The sequence below is a fragment of the Stenotrophomonas pictorum JCM 9942 genome, assembly GCF_001431585.1.
Classification (GTDB): Bacteria; Pseudomonadota; Gammaproteobacteria; order Xanthomonadales; family Xanthomonadaceae; genus Stenotrophomonas; species Stenotrophomonas pictorum.
In genome coordinates this window covers 80,474-98,439 of record NZ_LLXS01000021.1, presented here as the reverse complement: position 1 = coordinate 98,439, position 17,966 = coordinate 80,474, and the positions used below count along the sequence as shown (strand labels likewise).

General features: G+C 67.1%; 17 protein-coding genes and 1 pseudogene. 8 read left to right on the top strand and 10 right to left on the bottom strand.

Translation table 11 applies throughout. The annotated features are described in order from the left end of the window. Position 1: 1 nt before the first annotated feature. Positions 2-814: an ABC transporter ATP-binding protein gene (locus ARC78_RS08730; RefSeq protein ID WP_054657502.1), complete on the bottom strand. Its 813-nt coding sequence runs from the start codon at positions 812-814 to the stop codon at positions 2-4. Continuing rightward, on the bottom strand, positions 814-1,926 hold the full coding sequence (locus ARC78_RS08725) for an ABC transporter permease (protein WP_054657504.1): 1,113 nt from the start codon (positions 1,924-1,926) through the stop codon (positions 814-816). Before ARC78_RS08725 ends, ARC78_RS08730 begins: the two co-directional genes overlap by 1 nt. A gap of 84 nt (positions 1,927-2,010) precedes the next feature. Here ARC78_RS08725 and ARC78_RS08720 point away from each other — a divergent pair, with 84 nt between their 5' ends. Continuing rightward, a complete protein-coding gene (locus ARC78_RS08720) occupies positions 2,011-3,270 on the top strand; it encodes a threonine/serine exporter family protein (RefSeq protein WP_054657506.1) in 1,260 nt (419 codons plus the stop codon). A gap of 76 nt (positions 3,271-3,346) precedes the next feature. Here the strand turns inward: ARC78_RS08720 and ARC78_RS08715 are convergent. The 3 genes and pseudogenes from ARC78_RS08715 to ARC78_RS08705 form a co-directional block, all read right to left on the bottom strand. Beyond that, a pseudogene (locus ARC78_RS08715) lies at positions 3,347-3,721 on the bottom strand (H-NS histone family protein); the annotation flags it as partial. A 155-nt stretch (positions 3,722-3,876) separates the two neighbouring features. Further along, positions 3,877-5,571, bottom strand: a complete 1,695-nt coding sequence (locus tag ARC78_RS08710; RefSeq protein WP_054657509.1) for a proline--tRNA ligase — start codon at positions 5,569-5,571, stop codon at positions 3,877-3,879. Between the two features lie 96 nt (positions 5,572-5,667). Next, positions 5,668-6,057 (bottom strand): DUF4124 domain-containing protein, encoded by a 390-nt coding sequence (locus ARC78_RS08705; protein WP_054657511.1) that lies wholly within the window; start codon positions 6,055-6,057, stop codon positions 5,668-5,670. Between the two features lie 85 nt (positions 6,058-6,142). On the opposite strand from ARC78_RS08705, the gene pssA reads away from it, so the two are divergent. The 3 genes from pssA to rimI are packed head-to-tail and all read left to right on the top strand — an operon-like array spanning position 6,143 to position 7,865. After that, the gene (gene pssA, locus ARC78_RS08700) at positions 6,143-6,922 is read left to right on the top strand and encodes a CDP-diacylglycerol--serine O-phosphatidyltransferase (protein WP_054657512.1); all 780 of its coding nucleotides are present in this window, start codon (positions 6,143-6,145) and stop codon (positions 6,920-6,922) included. Continuing rightward, positions 6,919-7,371 (top strand): hypothetical protein, encoded by a 453-nt coding sequence (locus tag ARC78_RS08695; RefSeq protein ID WP_057506108.1) that lies wholly within the window; start codon positions 6,919-6,921, stop codon positions 7,369-7,371. The genes pssA and ARC78_RS08695 overlap by 4 nt, the downstream gene beginning before the upstream one ends. Next, positions 7,368-7,865 carry a ribosomal protein S18-alanine N-acetyltransferase gene (gene rimI, locus ARC78_RS08690; RefSeq protein ID WP_054658463.1) on the top strand — a complete coding sequence of 166 codons (498 nt, stop codon included), beginning with the start codon at positions 7,368-7,370 and terminating at the stop codon, positions 7,863-7,865. The genes ARC78_RS08695 and rimI overlap by 4 nt, the downstream gene beginning before the upstream one ends. A 267-nt stretch (positions 7,866-8,132) precedes the next feature. On the opposite strand, the gene ARC78_RS08685 is transcribed toward rimI, so the two are convergent. The 4 genes from ARC78_RS08685 to ARC78_RS08670 form a co-directional block, all read right to left on the bottom strand. Continuing rightward, a complete protein-coding gene (locus tag ARC78_RS08685) occupies positions 8,133-11,009 on the bottom strand; it encodes a valine--tRNA ligase (RefSeq protein ID WP_057506107.1) in 2,877 nt (958 codons plus the stop codon). Positions 11,010-11,043: 34 nt separating this feature from the next. Next, positions 11,044-11,232 (bottom strand): YqaE/Pmp3 family membrane protein, encoded by a 189-nt coding sequence (locus ARC78_RS08680; RefSeq protein ID WP_054658451.1) that lies wholly within the window; start codon positions 11,230-11,232, stop codon positions 11,044-11,046. Positions 11,233-11,242: 10 nt separating this feature from the next. Further along, on the bottom strand, positions 11,243-11,668 hold the full coding sequence (locus tag ARC78_RS08675; RefSeq protein ID WP_054658453.1) for a DNA polymerase III subunit chi: 426 nt from the start codon (positions 11,666-11,668) through the stop codon (positions 11,243-11,245). Between the two features lie 79 nt (positions 11,669-11,747). Then, entirely contained in the window at positions 11,748-13,220 is a 1,473-nt protein-coding gene (locus ARC78_RS08670; protein WP_054658455.1) for a leucyl aminopeptidase, read from the bottom strand. A 105-nt stretch (positions 13,221-13,325) separates the two neighbouring features. Between ARC78_RS08670 and lptF the strand changes: the two genes are divergently transcribed. Together lptF and lptG are read left to right on the top strand one after the other, a co-directional pair. After that, the gene (lptF, locus tag ARC78_RS08665; protein ID WP_054658457.1) at positions 13,326-14,408 is read left to right on the top strand and encodes an LPS export ABC transporter permease LptF; all 1,083 of its coding nucleotides are present in this window, start codon (positions 13,326-13,328) and stop codon (positions 14,406-14,408) included. Continuing rightward, entirely contained in the window at positions 14,405-15,508 is a 1,104-nt protein-coding gene (lptG, locus tag ARC78_RS08660; RefSeq protein ID WP_054658459.1) for an LPS export ABC transporter permease LptG, read from the top strand. Before lptF ends, lptG begins: the two co-directional genes overlap by 4 nt. Positions 15,509-15,565: 57 nt before the next feature. Here lptG and ARC78_RS08655 read toward each other — a convergent pair whose 3' ends face one another. After that, positions 15,566-16,036, bottom strand: coding sequence for an RDD family protein (locus ARC78_RS08655; protein ID WP_054658461.1), 471 nt, complete (start codon positions 16,034-16,036; stop codon positions 15,566-15,568). A 72-nt stretch (positions 16,037-16,108) separates the two neighbouring features. Here ARC78_RS08655 and xerD point away from each other — a divergent pair, with 72 nt between their 5' ends. Both xerD and ARC78_RS08645 read left to right on the top strand, forming a co-directional pair. Next, the gene (xerD, locus tag ARC78_RS08650) at positions 16,109-17,086 is read left to right on the top strand and encodes a site-specific tyrosine recombinase XerD (RefSeq protein ID WP_054658465.1); all 978 of its coding nucleotides are present in this window, start codon (positions 16,109-16,111) and stop codon (positions 17,084-17,086) included. 61 nt (positions 17,087-17,147) lie between these two features. After that, positions 17,148-17,927 (top strand): DsbC family protein, encoded by a 780-nt coding sequence (locus ARC78_RS08645; protein ID WP_057506106.1) that lies wholly within the window; start codon positions 17,148-17,150, stop codon positions 17,925-17,927. Positions 17,928-17,966 lie beyond the last annotated feature (39 nt).

Here is a 17,966-nt window from a genome sequence, read left to right as displayed (position 1 = left end):
ATCAGGCGTGCTCGGGCAGTTGTCCGCGCGCGGCGCGGGCGCGGGGGCCGTGGAAGTATTCGCGGATCCACGGATGATCCAGCTGTTCGATTTCGGGCAGCGGCGCGTTGGCGATCACTTTCTGGTCGGCCAGCACCGCCACGCGGTCACAGATAGCGTAAAGCGTGTCCAGATCGTGTGTGATCAGGAACACGGTCAGGCCCAGCGCTTCCTGCAGAGTCTTGATCAGCCGGTCGAAGGCGGCCGCGCCGATCGGGTCGAGCCCGGCGGTGGGTTCATCCAGAAACAGCAAGGGCGGGTCCAGCGCCAACGCGCGGGCCAGGCCGGCACGCTTGCGCATGCCGCCGGACAGCTGCGAGGGCAGCTTGTTGATCGCATCGGCCGGCAGACCGGCCAGTTTCACCTTCAGCAATGCCAGCTCGTAGTGCCAGCGCTCGCTCAGTTCGGGATGATGCTCCTTGAGCGGCACCTGCACGTTCTCGCCGACCGTGAGCGAGGAGAACAGGGCACCATCCTGGAACAGCACGCCGGTATTGCGCTCGATCCGCAGCCGGTCGGCGGGGTCACCCGAGCGGGCGTTCACGCCCAGCACCTCGATCTGTCCGGCATCGGGTGTGCGCAGTCCCAGGATGGAGCGCATCAGCACCGATTTGCCGGTACCCGAGCCGCCGACGATACCCAGGATCTCGCCGCGGCGGACTTCCAGATCTAGCCCCTCGTGCACGGTCTGGCTGCCGAAACGGTTGACCAGCCCGCATACGCGGATGGCCAGGTCGGGGGTGTGCGCACCATTCTTCGAAGCGATGGCCATCATTACCAGTCCATGTGCATGAACCACAGCGCGGCCAATGCGTCGAGGATGATCACCAGCGAAATGGTCTGCACCACGCTGGAGGTGGTGCGCTCACCGACCGACTGTGCGGTGCCTTCCACTTTCAGGCCTTCCAGGCAGCCGATCAGCGCGATGATCAGCGCAAACACCGGCGCTTTGGACAGGCCCACCAGCATGTGTCGCACTTCGATCGTGTCATGCATGCGTGCCAGGTACATCTGTGGCGGGATATCCAGGTCGAACGCGCCCACGGTGACGCCGCCGGCCAGTCCGGCGAGCATGGCCACGAAGGTCAGCAGCGGGAGCATCACCAGCAGGGCGATCACCCGCGGCAGCACCAGCAGATCGATCGGATCCAGCCCGAGGGTCTGGATCGCGTCGATCTCCTCGCGCGCCTTCATTGCGCCGATCTGCGCGGTGAAGGCGCTGGCCGTGCGCCCGGCCAGGACGATCGCGGTCAGCAGCACCGCGAATTCGCGCAGGAACGCGATGGAAACCAGTTCCACCACGAAAATCTCCGCGCCGAAGTCACGCAGGATGGTCGAGCCGAGGAAGGCGATCACCGCGCCCACCAGGTAGGACAGCAACGCCACCAGCGGCACCGCGTCCAGTCCGACATCTTCCATGTGGCTGACGGTGGCGGTCAGGCGCAGACGCCGTGGCTGGCGCAGTAGACGGCCGAGCTTGACCAGGTTCTCGCCGAGGAAGTTGACCAGCACCACGATGTTGCGGCCGATGGCGTGGACCGAACGGCCCAGCCGCTCCAGCGCGGCGATGATGCCGTAGTCGCGCGGCGGCTTGGGACGCTCGTCGGCCACTTCCTCGATCGTGCACACCAGCGCCTTGTGTTCATCCCGGAACCGCAGCGCCTCGTCGGGGATACCGGCCCGGTGCGCGTAGCGCAGCAGCAGCAATACCCCGGCCGAATCCAGGCCGTCGACCGCGCGCGCGTCGACGCTGTGCACCGGTGCGGTGATTTGCCCCAGCAGCTCGGTCGCCCGCAACGCGGTGGCGAGCGTCCAGCTGCCCGACAAGCGGAGCTGGCCCTCGATGTCCGGATCGAGCAGGTAGTGGGGTGGTGGGTGATCTTTCATGGGTGGCATCCGCTGCCGAGCATACCTTGTCCCTGCGTGTACAAGGATGAGTATGAATGGCGCTTCCGGGTGATACTAGCGGCCATGTCTGCCGAACCTATCGTCGCTGTCTCCAACCGGGCCACCTATGCCCAGCGTGTGGCCTTCGTTGCGGAGATCGCCGGACGTCTGCACAGCTACGGCACCACCGCGCAACGGCTGGAGGCGGCGGTGGTCGCGCTGGCGCAGCGGCTGGATCTGGATTGCGAGCCGTGGTCCAACCCGACCGGTCTTATCCTCAGTTTCAGTGATCCGACCCGGGCGATCGGTTCCAGCGATATCACCCGGGTGATCCGGCTGGGGCCCGGCGATAACGATCTGCATAAACTGGCCATGGCCGACCAGATCGCAGATGCGGTGGCCGGCGGGCAGATGAGTATCGCCCAGGGCCATACCGCGCTGCGCCAACTGGACAAGGATCCGGGTTTGCGCGGCAAGATCCAGATGCTGATGTCGTTCGCGCTCGGATCGGCGGGGGTGGCCGGGTTGTGGCGGTTGCCGTGGCTGGATATCGCCACCGCCGGGGTGACCGGCCTGCTGATCGGCCTGATGCTGTTCTATACCGATCGGCGTACCGCCTCGCGCGAAGCGGCTGATGCGCTGGCGGCGTTGCTGGCCGGATTTGTCGCGGTACTGGTGGCCACCTTTATCGGGCCGCTGAATCTGAACACGGTGATCATCGCGTCGCTGGTGGTATTGCTGCCGGGTATGGCGCTGACCAATGCGGTCAATGAACTGGCCAGCCAGCACTGGGTCTCGGGCACGGCGCGGTTTGCCGGGGCGCTGACCACGATCATGAAACTCACCGTGGGCGCGATGATCGCGGTGACCATCGCCCATTTCATCGGACTGGAGCCGGAAATCCGCGCCTCGCGCCCGCAATCGGACTGGGTGGAATGGGGGTCGGTACTGGTGGCCTCGTTCGCGTTTGCGATGCTGTTCCGCGCCAGTGGCCGGGATTATCCGTGGGTAATGGCCGCCTCGGTGGCCGGTTATGCGATATCGCGTTATGGCGGCCAGGTGTGGGGCGCGCCGGCGGGGGTGTTTCTGGCGGCGATGGCCTTGACCGCCGCGGGCAATCTGTTCGGTCGTCTGGCCCATCGCCCCGGCGCGATCGTCCGCCTGCCGGGCATCATCATGCTGGTTCCCGGCAGTACCAGTCTGCGCGGGGTATTGAGTCTGGTGCAGCAGCAAAACGTGAATGCCGGTGAATCGGCGATGCTGACCGTGGTCAATGTGGTGATGGCGCTGGTGGCAGGGCTGCTGTTCGGCAATCTGCTGATTCCGGCCCGCAATAATCTCTGACCGGCGGAGCGACGGCGGAAAAACAAAACGCCGGCAGATGCCGGCGTTTGTCTATCAGGACAACCGGTCCGGCTTACTGCTGGATCAGGAAATCCTCGACCTTGCGGCCCTGTCCGGTGTATTCGGCCAGCCAGCGCGGCTGCTTGCCGCGACCGGTCCAGGTCTGCTCGGCATTGGCCGGATTACGGTACTTCGGTGCCACCTTGGGCAGTTTGCGGCCGGTTTTGGCAGCGCTCTTGGTGGTCTTGGTGGCACGCGTGGCTTTCACAGCCGGGGCGCCGGTACCGAACAGTTCCTCGATGGTGTAGCCGGCCTTCTTGGCGGCGGCGATAACCGCGGCGCGGGCCTTGGCGATCGGCTGGCGCTTGGCGACCAGGGTCTTGCGCTTTTGTGCGTCGCGGATCAGGACGGCCAGCTCTTTGGCCGACAGGTGGGACAGATCGATACTCATCGAATAACTACTCCGGATAATGGGTGATAAGGCGGAGCCATTCCGTGGCAGCGTGCCAAAGCATAACGGGGCGGCCGTGGTGATGACAAATCAAATATATGCCCGGAGGTTAAGTCCAAATGAAAAGGGCCGGAATCTGTTCCGGCCCTTTTCAATCAGAAGGCGATTTTCGCCAGCAGTGCGGTCTTGTCCAGATTCTCCGCTTCACTGGCCGAGCGGGCCCGGTACTCATAGGTGCCGGCGGCCAGGCCGCGCTCGGAAACCACGATGCGGTGCGGGATACCGATCAGTTCCATATCGGCGAACATCGCACCCGGGCGCAGGCCACGGTCATCCAGCGCGGCGTCGACGCCGGCGGCCTGCAGCTCGGCCAGCAGCGCTTCGGCGGCGGCGACCACGGCCGGATCCTGCTTCGGATTGATCATGCATACCACCGCCTGCCACGGCGCCATCGCCGCCGGCCAGATAATGCCCGCCTCGTCATGGTTCTGCTCGATCGCCGCAGCGACGATGCGCGAGACGCCGATACCGTAACAACCCATCGCCATCACCGTGGCCTTGCCATTGACGTCGAGTACGGTGGCTTTGAGCGCCTGGGCATATTTGCGGCCGAGCTGGAACACGTGGCCGACTTCGATGCCGCGGGCGATTTTCAGCTCGCCGCCGTCACGGGCGCGGTCACCGGCCACCACGTTGCGGATATCGGCCACTTCCGGTTCGGCCAGGTCACGGCCCCAGTTGACGCCGGCGATATGGAAGCCGGTTTCATTGGCACCGACGACAAAATCGGCCATCGCCGCCACTTCACGGTCGGCAATCACGCGCAGGGCTTTGCGCGGATTCAACGGGCCGAGGAAGCCCGGCTCGCTGCCCAGATACTCGGCAATCTCCGCTTCGCTGGCCATGCGGTAATCGGCCAGGCCTTCGACCTTGGCCAGTTTGATCTCGTTGACCTCGTGGTCGCCACGCACCAGCGCCAGTACGAACTGGCCTTCGCCGGCTATGAGCGCCACCGACTTGACCGTGCGCTGCAGGGCGATGTCGATCAGTGCGGCCACCTCCTCGCAGGTCTTCTGGGTCGGGGTGTCGATCTTGCGCAGCTGCTCGCTGGCGGCCGCACGCGGGGCCGGATCGGCGGCGATCGCCGCCTCCACATTGGCCGCATAGTCCGAACCGGTGGAGAACACCAGCGCGTCCTCGCCGGAATCGGCGATCACGTGGAATTCCTGCGAGGCATCACCGCCGATCGCGCCCGAATCGGCCTGCACCGCGCGGAACTCCAGGCCCAGGCGGGTGAAGATGCGGGTGTAGGCAGCCTTCATGTTTTCGTATTCGGCCACCAGGCTGGCGTCGTCCAGATGGAAGGAATAGGCGTCCTTCATCAGGAACTCGCGCGCGCGCATCACGCCGAAGCGCGGGCGGATCTCGTCACGGAACTTGGTCTGGATCTGGTAGAAGTTGACCGGCAGCTGCTTGTAGCTGGACAGTTCCTGGCGCGCGAAGTCGGTGATGGCTTCCTCGGCGGTGGGGCTGTAGCAGTACTCCTGCTCCTTGCGGTCCTTGATTTTCAGCAGCTGGCCGCCGAACTTCTCCCAGCGCCCGGTCTCCTCCCACAGCTCCTTGGGCTGGATCGTCGGCAGCTGCAGTTCCACCGCGCCGGCGCGGTCCATCTCCTCGCGCACCACGGCCTCGACCTTGCGCAGCACGCGCAGGCCCAGCGGCGACCAGGTGTACAGGCCCGAGGCCAGCTTGCGGATCATGCCCGCGCGCAGCATCAGCCGGTGGCTGACCAGTTCGGCGTCGGCGGGAGTTTCCTTGGTGGTGTGCAGGTGGAACCGGGAAAGACGCATGGGAGAGGCTTCGCAAAACGGCGGAATCGCCTATTTTGCCAGTCTCTCCGCCCCGGTGGGGGCGCCCGTGGCTCCCGGGCGTGCCGCCCAACCGGCTCAGGTCTTGGCGGCGGGCTTGCAATAGACCGCGGCGGCCGATTCGGCCAGCTGTTTCTGCGCGGCGCGCTGGGCATCGTCCAGGGTCGCATCCGGCTTGCCGTCACCATCGGTGTCCTGCATCACCGGGGCGCTGCCGGCCAGCAGTTCCATGTTCTTGCGGGCGGCCAGGCACTGCTCGGACTGGCCGTTTTCGGCGGCCGGTGCGGCTTCCACCACGGCCGCGCCGCTGTTGGTGACGCGGCGGGTTTCATATTTCTGCCCGGTCGGTGGGCGCTCGGAATACTGGGTGACGCCGTTGGCGTCTTTCCATTTGTAGAGGTTGCCGGCGCTGGCGGTGGCGGCACTGGCGAGCACCAGCAGGCAGCAGAGGCGGGGCAGGGCACGCATGGCAACTCTCCGGAACAGGGAAAACGGGGGAAGCCGGGATTGCAGCACCCGGTGACGTGGCTGGCAAGTCGATTAAACTCCCCGGATGGACGAAATGAGACCCCCCCCGCGTTCGCGCAGCATCTATCTGCTCCCGAACCTGTTCACGACCGCCGGGCTGTTTGCCGGGTTCTACGCCATCATTGCCGCCTCCAACGGCCAGTTCGTCCAGGCCAGCGTCGCCGTATTCGTGGCGGCGGTGATGGACGGGCTGGACGGCCGGGTCGCGCGTCTGACCGGCACCAGCAGCGAATTCGGTGTGCAGTACGACTCGCTGGCCGATCTGGTCAGTTTCGGCATGGCGCCGGCACTGGTGATGTACCACTGGGCGCTGTCCTCGCTGAAGTTCGACGGCGACGTGCTGGGCCGGGTCGGCTGGTCGGTCGCGTTCCTGTATGCGGCTTGCGCTGCGTTGCGGCTGGCCCGTTTCAACACCCAGGTCGGCACCGTCGACAAGCGCTGGTTCGTGGGCCTGGCCAGTCCGGCCGCCGCGGGATTGATGATGTCCTTCGTCTGGGCCTTCGCCGATGGCGATCTGGGCTGGAGCGGCGAGGAGCTGCGCTACGTGGCCCTGGGGGTGACCTTGGTGTCGGGCCTGCTGATGGTCAGCCGGATCCGGTTCTGGAGCTTCAAGGGCGGCAGCGAAAAGGGGCCGCGTTCCGAGCGCGTCCCGTTCATGGTGCTGGCGCTGGTGCCGATCGTCATTTCGATCGTGGTGCTGGATCCGGCGCGCACCTTGTTCGTGGTGGGTGTGATCTATGCACTGTCCGGCCCGGTGATGTGGCTGTTGCAGCGTTGGCGGCAGCCGGCCGGCAAGGTGCAGTGACGGAATTTTCGCCCGAGCCGGTGTGGTCGCCGCAGCAGCAGGCCTGGTTGCAGGCGATGGGCTACACGGTGTATCTGGAAGGCGGCGCGCTGGATGCGCCGCTGGTGGCTGCCGCAGCGGTACCGGAGCGGCAGTCGCCGATGGCCGAGGCCGCCCCAGCGCGGCCTGCCCGCCCGGCGCCGGCACCGATGCGGCGCGCCCCTGTCGGCGACGCGCCCGAAACGCCGGTCACGGTTGCCACCGTCGCCGCGCCGGCCCGGCGGGGGGGCGGGCTGCGGATGCCCGACCGGCTGCAGATTGCGCTGTTGCGGGCCTCGGGCTTGAATCCGAATGAACCCCAGACCCGAGCGCTGATGGACAGCTGGCCTCTGGCCGAACTGCGGGCCAATCCGGCCGCCAAGCGCGCGCTGTGGCCGCAGCTGCGGGCGCTGCGGAAGCGCCCGCAGTGAGCGCCTCCGCCGTGCCGTCTGCGCCGGTCCTGCGTCCGTTGCAGGAGGACGATCTGGATGCGGTGATGGAGATCGAGCTGCGCGCCTATCCGTATCCGTGGACCCGCGGCATCTTCCTGGACTGCCTGCGCGCCGGATATCCCGGCCGCGTGCTTGAAAGCGGCGGCAACATGGTCGGCTACGGGATGCTCAGTCTGGCCGCCGACGAGGCGCATGTGCTCAATGTGTGTGTCGATCCGTTGTGTCAGTCGCGCGGTTACGGCCGCCGGCTGTTGCGCGAGTTGGTGCAGCTGGCCCGTGTGCGCGGCGCCATCCGGGTGTTTCTGGAAGTGCGGCCGTCCAATGCCCCGGCTCTGGCGCTGTATGAAAGCGAGGGGTTCAACGAGATCGGCCGTCGCCCACGCTACTACCCGGCCGCCAGCGGGCGCGAGGACGCGCTAGTGATGGCGATGGAACTGGTGGACGAGGACATCAGTTCGATGCCGCCGCTCTAGGTGGCCTGGATCCCTTCGGAATCAGGCCGGATCGCCGGCCACGGGCAGCAGCGCGGACAGGATCGCCGTTTCGCGCAGGGCGGCGCTGATTGCCACGGGGTTTGATGCTGGCGTTCCTGCGGACATGCAGCAGGGCGGCGAACAGGACCGCGCAGAACACTCCGGCGACATGGCCGATTTCGTTTGGGTATTCCGCCGCAGGCAGCGGCGAGGCGTAAAGAGAACGCCGCCCGCAGGCGGCGTTTTCAGTCAGCGGAGCTGCAGGGCTTACAACTTGGCGCGCTGTTCCTGCAGGCCGGCCAGCTGGGTTTCCCAGTCGACCAGGCGCACGCGCTCCTGTTCGACCACGGCCGCCGGCACCTTGTCGGTGAACTTGGACAGCTTGGTCTGGCTCTTCTCCTTCTCCGCCGAAACGCGGGCGATCTCTTTGTCCAGGCGCGCGCGCTCGGCGTCCAGATCGACCAGGCCTTCCAGCGGCACCAGCAGCTTGAGCTCGCCGACCACCGCCGGGGCTACCGGCGGGCAGGCCTCATCGTTGGCCAGCCAGCTGACCGTTTCGAGCTTGAGCAGGAAGCGCAGCTGGGCGGTGAAACGCTCCACCCGGCTGCGGTCGGCCGTGGTGCCGCCCTGCAGCAGCAGCTTGATCTGCTTGGACGGCGGCACGTTCAGCTCGCTGCGCACGCGGCGCAACGCGCTGACCATGGTCTTGAACCATTCCACGTCGGCTTCGGCCTGGGCGTAGTCGCCGGCGAACTCGGCGGCGGTCGGGTAGCTGCGCAGTGACAGCGTGTCCACTTCCAGGCCCAGGCGCGGCGCCACCTGCTTCCACAGCTGCTCGGTGACGAACGGGGTCAGCGGGTGCAGCAGGCGCAGCACGGCTTCCAGCACGTACAGCAGGGTGTGGCGGGTGCTGGCGGCGTCGGTGGCGTTGTCGGCCGCTCCCGGCGTCCTGCCTTCAGCGGCACTCGTGCTTCCTTGCACAACGCCGTTGAGCGCCGGCTTGGTCAGCTCCAGGAACCAGTCGCAGAACTCGTTCCAGACGAACTCGTACAGCGCCTGCGCCAGCAGGTCGAAGCGGTAGTCGGCGAAGTGCTGCTGCGCTTCGGCCGCGACCTTGGCCAGACGCGCCAGGATCCAGCGCTCGGCATCGGTGCGCGGCTGCGGTGCGCCGCTGAAGCTCGCACCTTCAGTGTTCATCAGGGTGAAGCGGCTGGCGTTCCACAGCTTGTTGCAGAAGTTCTTGTAGCCCTCGGCACGGCCCATGTCGAACTTGATGTCGCGGCCGTGGGTGGCCAGCGCGGCGATGGTGAAGCGCAGCGCGTCGGCACCGTGGGCAATGATGCCGTCCGGGAATTCCTTGCGGGTGGCTTTCTCGATCTTCTCGGCCATCTTCGGCTGCATCAGGCCGTGGGTGCGCTTGGCGACCAGGTCGTCGATGGTGATGCCGTCGATGATGTCCAGCGGGTCGAGCACATTGCCCTTGGACTTGGACATCTTCTGGCCCTGCGCATCGCGGATCAGGCCGGTGATGTAGACGTCCTTGAACGGGATCTGCCCGGTGAAGCTGTCGGTGGCCATGATCATGCGCGCCACCCAGAAGAAGATGATGTCAAAGCCGGTGACCAGCACGTTCGACGGCAGGTAGCGCTCGAAACCGCGCTGCGCCATGGCCGCTTCATTCGGCCAGCCCAGCGTGGAGAACGGCCACAGCTGCGAGGAGAACCAGGTCTCCAGCACGTCGCTGTCCTGGGTCAGCACCACGTCGGCGCCCAGGCCGGCCTTGGCGCGGGCGTCGGCCTCGTTGCGACCCACGTAGCAGTTGCCGGCCTCGTCGAACCACGCCGGGATGCGGTGGCCCCACCACAGCTGGCGGCTGATGCACCAGTCCTGGATGTTTTCCATCCAGTGGCGGTAGGTGTTGATCCAGTTGCCCGGCACGAATTTGATGCTGCCGTTCTCGACCAGTTCCAGGCCGCGCTTGGCCAGCCCGTCCATCTTCACGAACCACTGGTCGGTCAGATAGGGCTCGATCACCTGGCCGGTGCGATCGCCACGCGGCACCTGCAGCCTGTGCGCCTTGGTCTCGACCAGGATGCCGAGGTCTTCCAGCTCGGCCAGGATCAGCTTGCGCGCGTCGTAACGGTCCAGCCCGCGGTATTTTTCCGGAGCGTTGTCGTTGAGCGTGGCGGTGGGGGTGAACAGGTTGATCATCGGCAGGCTGTGACGTACGCCCACCTGGTAATCGTTGAAGTCGTGCGCCGGGGTCACCTTGACCACGCCGGTGCCGAAGGCCTTGTCCACATACTCGTCGCCGATCACCGGCACGCTGCGGCCGGTCAGCGGCAGGGTCACGCGCTTGCCGATCAGGTGTGCGTAGCGGCTGTCTTCCGGGTGCACCATCACTGCGGTGTCGCCGAGCAGGGTTTCCGGGCGGGTGGTGGCCACGACCAGATAGTTGCGGGTCTCGCGCAGGGTCTCGTTGCCGTCGGCATCCACTTCGACGTGCTCGTAGCTGGCGCCGTCTTCCAGCGCGTAGGCGATCGACCACATGAAGCCGTCTTCTTCCACGCTCTCCACTTCCAGGTCGGAAATGGCGGTCTTGAGCACCGGATCCCAGTTGACCAGGCGCTGGCCCCGGTAGATCAGGCCCTGTTCGTGCCAACGCAGGAAGGACTCGATCACCGCCTCGCTCGGGCCCGGGTCCATGGTGAAGGTGCTGCGCGACCAGTCGGCCGAGGTGCCCAGGCGGCGCATCTGGCCTTCGATCACGTTGCCCGAATGCGCCTTCCACTCCCACACCTTGTCGATGAAGCCATCGCGGCCCAGCGAATCGCGGGTTTCACCCTTGCCTTCCAGCGCCAGGTTGCGGCTGACCACCATCTCGGTGGCGATGCCGGCGTGGTCGGTACCCACCTGCCACAGCGTGTCGTAGCCGCGCATGCGGTGGTAGCGGATCAGCGCATCCATCAGCGTCTGCTGGAAGGCGTGGCCCATGTGCAGGGTGCCGGTGACGTTCGGCGGCGGCAGCAGGATGGTGTACGGCTCGCCCTTGCCGGACGGCTTGAAATGGCCGGCCTTCTCCCACCCATCGTAGAGATCGGTTTCGAAGGATTTGGGGTCGTAGCTGGAGGCGAGTTGGGTCATGCGGGGAAAACCGGAAAAAGGCGGGGAAGGGAGATCAGCGGCCCAGGGCGCGCTGGATCTTCTGGTCGGTGTGGTATTGGCTGACCGCGTAGGCGGCCCAGATGGCGCCGGGCAGCCAGCCGATCAGGGTCAGCTGCAGGATCAGGCAGACAATGCCGGAAATGGGGCGGCCGATGGTGAAGAAAGCCAGCCACGGCAACAGGATGGCGATCAGCAGGCGCATGGGTAGTCCTTTACATGTCGTATTTGTTGAGCGTGTAGCCGGCGGCCTTGTACTGGCGCCAGCGCTCACGCAGCGGTTCGCGTGCGGCCGGATCGGCCGGCACCACTTCCAGCACCCGGTCGCAGGCACCCAGATAGGGCTCGTCGCGCAGGTTGATCACCAGCGGCCGCTGCGGCGCCTCGGCGCCCGGCGTGGCGATCAGCACGATGGCTTCCTCCTCGTCCACATCCTCGCCGACGATCTGGTGCGGGATGTAGGCGTCCGGGTCGAAGGACCACAGCAGCTCGTCCAGCTCCTCGGCCTGGGCGGCATCGCGCGCCAGCACCAGGGTGTACAGGTTCCCGTCGTTGGCCTTGCGGGCCAGCTCGCACACCAGCCGCAGCGGTTCGGTGAGGAAGCGCGGCTTGGCGATCAGGTAGAAATCGGCACGGGACATGAAGACTCGATGCGTGAAGAAGGAAGAAGCCGCGGACCAAGGCCGGAGGTTGCAGCCGGCCCTGGTCTGGTAACGCTTGTTACGCGGTGCGGTCCAGCAGCCACTGGCTCAGCAGGCCGACCGGCCGGCCGGTGGCCATGCCGCGCTTGCCTTCATCGCTGGCCACGCCGGCGATATCCAGATGCGCCCAGCGCTGGCCTTCGGTGAAGCGCGACAGGAAGCAGCCGGCGGTGATCGCGCCACCCCAGCGGCCGCCGATGTTGTAGACGTCGGCGAAGGTCGAATCCAGCAGCGGCTGGTATTCGTCCCACAGCGGCAGGCGCCAGGCGCGGTCGAACACGTGCTCGCCGGCGGCCAGCAGTTCGTTGGCCAGATCGTCGTGCTTGCTCATCAGGCCGGCGGTCTGGTGGCCCAGGGCGACCATGCAGGCACCGGTGAGCGTCGCCACGTCGATCAGCGCGGCCGGCTCGAAGCGCTGCGCGTAGGTCAGCGCGTCGCACAGGATCAGGCGGCCTTCGGCGTCGGTGTTGCCCACTTCGATGGTCTTGCCCGACATCGAGGTGATCACGTCCGAGGGGCGGTAGGCGTTGCCGTCGATGGCGTTCTCCACCGCCGGCACCACCACCACCAGGTTCAGCGGCAGCTTGGCCTTCACCGCGGCGACGAAGGTGCCGATCACGTTGGCCGCGCCGCACATGTCGTACTTCATTTCCTCGATGCCGCCCTGGGTCTTCAGGTTGACGCCGCCGGTATCGAAGGTGATGCCCTTGCCGACCAGCACGTACGGCTTGGCGTCACCGCCGTTGTTCCACTTCAGCACCACCAGCTTCGGCCGGTTGGCCGAGCCGCGGGCCACGGCCAGCAGCGAGCCCATGCCCAGGGCTTCCATCTGCGCCTCGTCCAGGACCTCGGCTTCGGCACCGTCGTGTTCGGCGGCGAACTTGAGCGAGGACTCGGCCAGATAGGCCGGGGTGCAGTAGTTCGGCGGCAGGTTGCCCAGCTCGCGGGCGTATTCCACGCCCGAAGCAATCGCCTGGCCCTGGGCCAGCGCGGTGTCGTCGGTACCCAGGACCGCCAGCGTTTCCAGACCGGCCGGCTCGGGCTTCTTCTTGCCGAAGGTGGCGCTGTAGCGGTAGCTGGCGTGGTTGGCGGTGATCACCGCCTGGCGGATGTTCCAGGCCGCATCGCGGCCGGCGACCGGCAGTTCGGCCAAAGTGAGCAGGGCGCTGCGGGTGGCGCCGCTCTTCAGGGCGCGGGCGGCATCGCCGACGGCCTTGATGTACTGGGCCACGCCGAACTTGGCCGGATCGCCCAGGCCGATCACCAGCACGCGCGGGGCGGTGACGCCGGCCACATCGTGCAGCAGTGTCGAATTGCCGGTCTTGCCGCCGACATCCCCCCGCTCGACCAGCGCCTTGAGGCGTCCGCCGGCGACGGCATCCAGCGCCTGCGCGGCCGGGGACAGCGACTTGTCGGCGAAAGCGCCAACGACGATGCAATCGAATCCGGCGGTGGCCGGGGCGGCGTGGTTCAGGGTGAATTCCAGAGACATTGATCAGATTCCGTTGCCAAATCCGTACAATCGCGGTCTGTTCATGCATGGCCGGTGTGGCCGGGCATCCCGCGGACGAAACCGAGAGTTTAAACCACCGACCCCATGGCGAAGCTTGACCGCTACCTGCTGAGCGACTTCATCCAGAGCTTTCTGGCCACTTTGACAGTCCTGCTGGTGGTGAGCGTGGGCGGCGTGCTGGTGGATATCCTCGGCCGCATCGCCGACGGCCGCATGCCTGCCGGCCTGCTGCTGTCGCAGCTGGGCCTGCAGTTCATCGCCTATCTGCCCATCATCCTGCCGCTGGCGCTGATGCTGGGCCTGGCGCTGGCCATCGCCCGGCTGTACCGGGATTCTGAAATGGCGGTGCTGACCGCCGTCGGTGTCGGTCCCCGGCGCCTGCTCAAGCCGATCCTGATGCTGGTGGTGCCGGTGGTGCTGGTGGTCGGGCTGTGCTCGTTGTGGCTGGGGCCGTGGGCCAGCCGCACCGCCACGGCGATGGTTGAAAGCGCCAGCCGCTCGATGGTGGTGGCCGGACTGGAGCCGGGCCAGTTCACCTCGCTGCCGGGAGGCGGCATCGTCTATCTGTCCTCGCTCAGCGAGAACGGCACCCGCATGGGCAAGGTGTTCATGCAGCGGCAGAAGGATGGCCGGATCGACTTGGTGTCGGCCAACGAAGGTTCAATGTTTTTTGAGGGCGAGCGCCAGCGTTTCCTGCGGCTGGAAGACGGCTACCGTGTCGAGGGGCCGGAAAATGGCGCGCTGGACTACCGCCTGATGCGCTATGCCAGCAACGAGGTCGGTCTGCCCGACCGCGAGGACGCGCGGGAGCAGGATGATCCGGAAATGCTGTCCACGCTGCAGCTGTTGTCCGATCCGCGGGTGGAGGCCAAGGCCCAGCTGCACTGGCGCATCACTCCGCCGCTGCTGGCGCTGGCGTTCGCCCTGCTGACCCTGCCGCTGGCGCGCAGTGCGCCGCGGCAACAGCGTTATGGCCCGATCATGCTGGCCTTCCTGGCCTATCTGGTGGGTATCAACCTGATGATCGTGGGTACCCAGTGGCTGGCCAAGGGCAAACTGCCGGCCGCCGCCGGCCTGTGGTGGCTGACGCTGCCGTTGCTGGCACTGGCGCTGTGGCTGTACTTTCGCGACGGCCGGCTGGCCCGCCGCCGGAGGGCGGCGGCATGAGGCTGATGCCGCGTATCCATGACCTGTATATCGGTCGCACCGTGCTGCTGACGGTTGCGGTCGTCTGGATGGTGCTGCTGGGCCTGGATGCGATCCTGGCACTGTCCGGCGAGGCCAAGAACATCGGCCAGGGCAGCTACACCTTCGGCCATGCGATCGCCTGGACCGCCTATACGCTGCCGCGCCGTGCCTACACGCTGTTCCCGATGGCGGCGGTGATCGGTGCGCTGATGGGGCTTGGGCAGCTGGCCGCGACCTCGGAGCTGACCGCGTTGCGGGCGGTGGGTGTGTCGCGGCGGCGGATCGCGATATCGGTGGCGATCGCGCTGTCGCTGCTGACGGCAGTGATGGTCATCAATGGCGAGACCCTGTCGCCGTGGGCGCAGAACCGCGCCGATGCACTGCGTTCCAGTGCCCGCTACGAGACCGACATGGCCATGGCCCGGTATTCGGGATTGTGGGCCCGCGAAGGCGATACCTTCCTCAATGCGCAGACCGGTGAGGAGCAGTTGACCGAAGACGGTGCCACCCGGCTGGTGCTGCATGACGTGCGCCTGTACGAGCTGGATGCGGCCGGTCGTCTGGCCACGCTGACCTACGCGGTGACTGCGCGGCATGACGCCGGCGGCTGGGTGTTGGAGAAGGTCCGCCGCGACCGCTTCGCTGAGCGCGTAGTCACGCGCACCACGGTCGAAAGCGAGCCGTGGAACTCGCAGCTGGATGCGGCCGCGCTGGCGGCCGGTCTGGCCAAGCCGCGCAACCTCAGTGCCGCCGAGCTGCGCACCAGCATCGAGTACCGCAAGCGCAACGGGCTGGACGCGCGTGATTACGAGGACACCTACTGGGGGCGCTGGTTCTATCCGTTGAACGTGCTGGCGCTGTGCCTGGCGGCGGTGCCGTTCGCCTTCGGTTCGCTGCGCAGTGGCGGCATGGGCAAGCGGCTGTTCATGGGGATGCTGTTCGCGCTGGGCTTTTTGCTGCTGCAGATGTTCTTCAGCCGCATGGCCGGCGCGCTCAAGTTCGACTACCGCATCGCCTATGCGTTGCCGCCGATCCTGATGCTGCTGATCTCGCGCTGGCTGTTCCACCGGCGGCGCTGAACGCCGGCCGCGCGCAAATGCACGGGGCCGCACAGCCGAGGCTGCGGCGTAGTCGGGTCAGTCGCCGCGGGGGATGCGCACCAGCCGGGTGCCGCTGAGGCGGTCATGCAAGGTCAGCTTCTGCCTGTCGACCAGCGCCCACCAGAAGCCCAGTCCGCCGCACAGCAGTGACACGGTGCCGCCGAGATAGCGCAGCCACAGCGTGGACCAGCGAAGCGGCGCGCCCGTTTCGCCACGCAGGTACAGCTGCCACGGGCGCATGCCCAGGGTCTGGCCACCGCGTCGCCAGCTGATGGTGGCGTACAGGCCGGCGATGACCCAGCAGCTCAGCCACAGCAGCCATTGCAGTGCGCTGAAGGGGGCGATGTTCTCGCGCGCGCCGTGCCCGGCAACAGTGAAGCCCAGGGTGAACAGCGCCGACAGCAGCATCCACAGCGCCAGTGCCGGCCATAGGTCATAAAACAGGGCGGCCAGGCGGCGCGGCAGCAGCGCGCTGGGGCGTTCGGGGACGGCGCTCGGTTCGCTCATGGGGCGAGCATACGGGCTTGTGGCCCGCGGTTGGCTGGGCGCCGGCGGCGGGCAGGTTCTATGCTGTTGCCGATGTCTTCGATTACGACTCCCGCCGAACGCCGCCAGCTGGTGCGGCAGCTGCCGCCGTTGCGCGATGCCGATGGCCGCCACATCCAGCGTTTTCTCGATGCGATCTGGGCCGAGCAGGGCCTGGCGCGGGCCTCGCTGGACAGCTACCGCCGCGATCTGGAAGGCCTGGCGCGCTGGCGTGACGGTGCCGGTGGCGGTCTGGCCGGGATCGATCGTGCCGGACTGTTCGACTATCTGGCCTGGCGCACCCGGCACGGCTGGACGGCGCGCAGCAATGCGCGCCTGCTCTCGGCCCTGCGTGCGTTCTTCGCGCTGGCGGTGCGCCGCGGAGAACGTGCCGAAGATCCGGCCGCGCTGCTGGAGCCACCGAAGCTGCCACGTCCGCTGCCCAAGGCGTTGGCGGAAAGCCAGATCGAGGCGCTGCTGGCGGCACCCGATATCGGCACTCCGGTCGGCCTGCGCGACCGGGCGATGCTGGAACTGATGTACGCCGCCGGCCTGCGGGTGAGTGAGCTGGTCCATCTGCCGGCCAACGCGGTCAACCTGCGCCAGGGCGTGCTGCGGGTCACCGGCAAGGGCAGCCGGGAGCGGCTGGTGCCGCTGGGCGAGGAATCCCAGCACTGGCTGGAGCGCTATCTGGATCAGGCCCGGCCGCTGCTGACCGGCGGCAAGCCGGTGCCGGCCACGATAGATGGGCAGGTGCCGCTGTTTGTCGATGACAAACGCCAGCCGCTCAGCCGCCAGCAGTTCTGGGCGCTGGTCAAAACCTGTGCCGCCGTGGCGGGGATCGATCCGGCGAGAATCAGTCCGCACGGCCTGCGCCACAGCTTCGCCACGCATCTGCTCAATCACGGCGCAGATCTGCGCGCGCTGCAGATGCTGCTGGGGCACAGCTCGCTGTCCACCACCCAGATCTACACCCTGGTGGCGCGCGAGCACCTGCAGAAGCTGCATCGCCGGCACCATCCGCGCGGATAGGTCGGGCGCCGGCGGCGGTATGCGAGAATCGCCGGGTTGCCCCTTTCTCTTCAGGTTGCCGATGTTCCGAATTGCCATTGCCGCGCTGCTGGGCGCGATCAGCCTTTCCGCCTGCGCGCAGCAGACCCCGTCGGCCCCGGCTGCGGCCACGGCCGCCGCGCCGGCCGCCGAGGGCGCGGTGGACAAGCGGGTGCGCGAGGCGCTCAGGCAGCTGGATCCGAATTTCAAGCCCGATTACATCGGCGCGGCGCCGTTTCCCGGCTTCCGCGAGGTGATCGTGTCCGGGCAGGTGCTGTACGTCACCGATGACGGCCGTTATCTGATGCAGTCGGCCCCGTACGACATCGAAAAGCGCGGCATGGCCACCAGCCCGGGCCTGCTGGCCTACCGCCGCGGCCTGCTGGACACGCTGCCGCACGCCGACCGCATCGTGTTCGCGCCGCCCAACGCCAAGTACACCATCAGCGTGTTCACCGATATCGAGTGCGGCTACTGCCGCAAGCTGCACCAGGACATCGCCGAGCTCAACCGCAACGGCATCGCCGTGGAATACCTGGCGTTCCCGCGCATGGGCCTGGGCAGCAAGGACTACACCGACATGATCTCGGTCTGGTGCGCGGCCGACCGCAAGGCCGCGTTGACCGCCGCCAAGGGCGGGCAGCCGGTGCCGTCGCGGACCTGCACCAACCCGGTGGCGATGCAGTACAACCTCGGCCAGCAGCTGGGCATCAACGGCACGCCGGCGATCTTCGCCGCCGATGGCAGCCAGTTGGGCGGCTACCTGCCGCCGGCGCAGCTGAAGGCCGCGCTGGAGCGGCTGCCGGCCGCCGCCAGCCGTTGAGCCGGGCGCTGACGGCAACCCTGTGACATCCGACGGAGC

What these genes read in the sequence shown, in the direction of transcription:
- ARC78_RS08730 (WP_054657502.1), bottom strand. Translation starts at nt 814, where the DNA reads ATGATGGCCATCGCTTCGAAGAATGGTGCGCACACCCCCGACCTGGCC.
- ARC78_RS08725 (WP_054657504.1), bottom strand. Translation starts at nt 1,926, where the DNA reads ATGAAAGATCACCCACCACCCCACTACCTGCTCGATCCGGACATCGAG.
- ARC78_RS08720 (WP_054657506.1), top strand. Translation starts at nt 2,011, where the DNA reads ATGTCTGCCGAACCTATCGTCGCTGTCTCCAACCGGGCCACCTATGCC.
- ARC78_RS08710 (WP_054657509.1), bottom strand. Translation starts at nt 5,571, where the DNA reads ATGCGTCTTTCCCGGTTCCACCTGCACACCACCAAGGAAACTCCCGCC.
- ARC78_RS08705 (WP_054657511.1), bottom strand. Translation starts at nt 6,057, where the DNA reads ATGCGTGCCCTGCCCCGCCTCTGCTGCCTGCTGGTGCTCGCCAGTGCC.
- pssA (WP_054657512.1), top strand. Translation starts at nt 6,143, where the DNA reads ATGGACGAAATGAGACCCCCCCCGCGTTCGCGCAGCATCTATCTGCTC.
- ARC78_RS08685 (WP_057506107.1), bottom strand. Translation starts at nt 11,009, where the DNA reads ATGACCCAACTCGCCTCCAGCTACGACCCCAAATCCTTCGAAACCGAT.
- ARC78_RS08680 (WP_054658451.1), bottom strand. Translation starts at nt 11,232, where the DNA reads ATGCGCCTGCTGATCGCCATCCTGTTGCCGTGGCTGGCTTTCTTCACC.
- ARC78_RS08675 (WP_054658453.1), bottom strand. Translation starts at nt 11,668, where the DNA reads ATGTCCCGTGCCGATTTCTACCTGATCGCCAAGCCGCGCTTCCTCACC.
- ARC78_RS08670 (WP_054658455.1), bottom strand. Translation starts at nt 13,220, where the DNA reads ATGTCTCTGGAATTCACCCTGAACCACGCCGCCCCGGCCACCGCCGGA.
- lptF (WP_054658457.1), top strand. Translation starts at nt 13,326, where the DNA reads ATGGCGAAGCTTGACCGCTACCTGCTGAGCGACTTCATCCAGAGCTTT.
- lptG (WP_054658459.1), top strand. Translation starts at nt 14,405, where the DNA reads ATGAGGCTGATGCCGCGTATCCATGACCTGTATATCGGTCGCACCGTG.
- ARC78_RS08655 (WP_054658461.1), bottom strand. Translation starts at nt 16,036, where the DNA reads ATGAGCGAACCGAGCGCCGTCCCCGAACGCCCCAGCGCGCTGCTGCCG.
- xerD (WP_054658465.1), top strand. Translation starts at nt 16,109, where the DNA reads ATGTCTTCGATTACGACTCCCGCCGAACGCCGCCAGCTGGTGCGGCAG.
- ARC78_RS08645 (WP_057506106.1), top strand. Translation starts at nt 17,148, where the DNA reads ATGTTCCGAATTGCCATTGCCGCGCTGCTGGGCGCGATCAGCCTTTCC.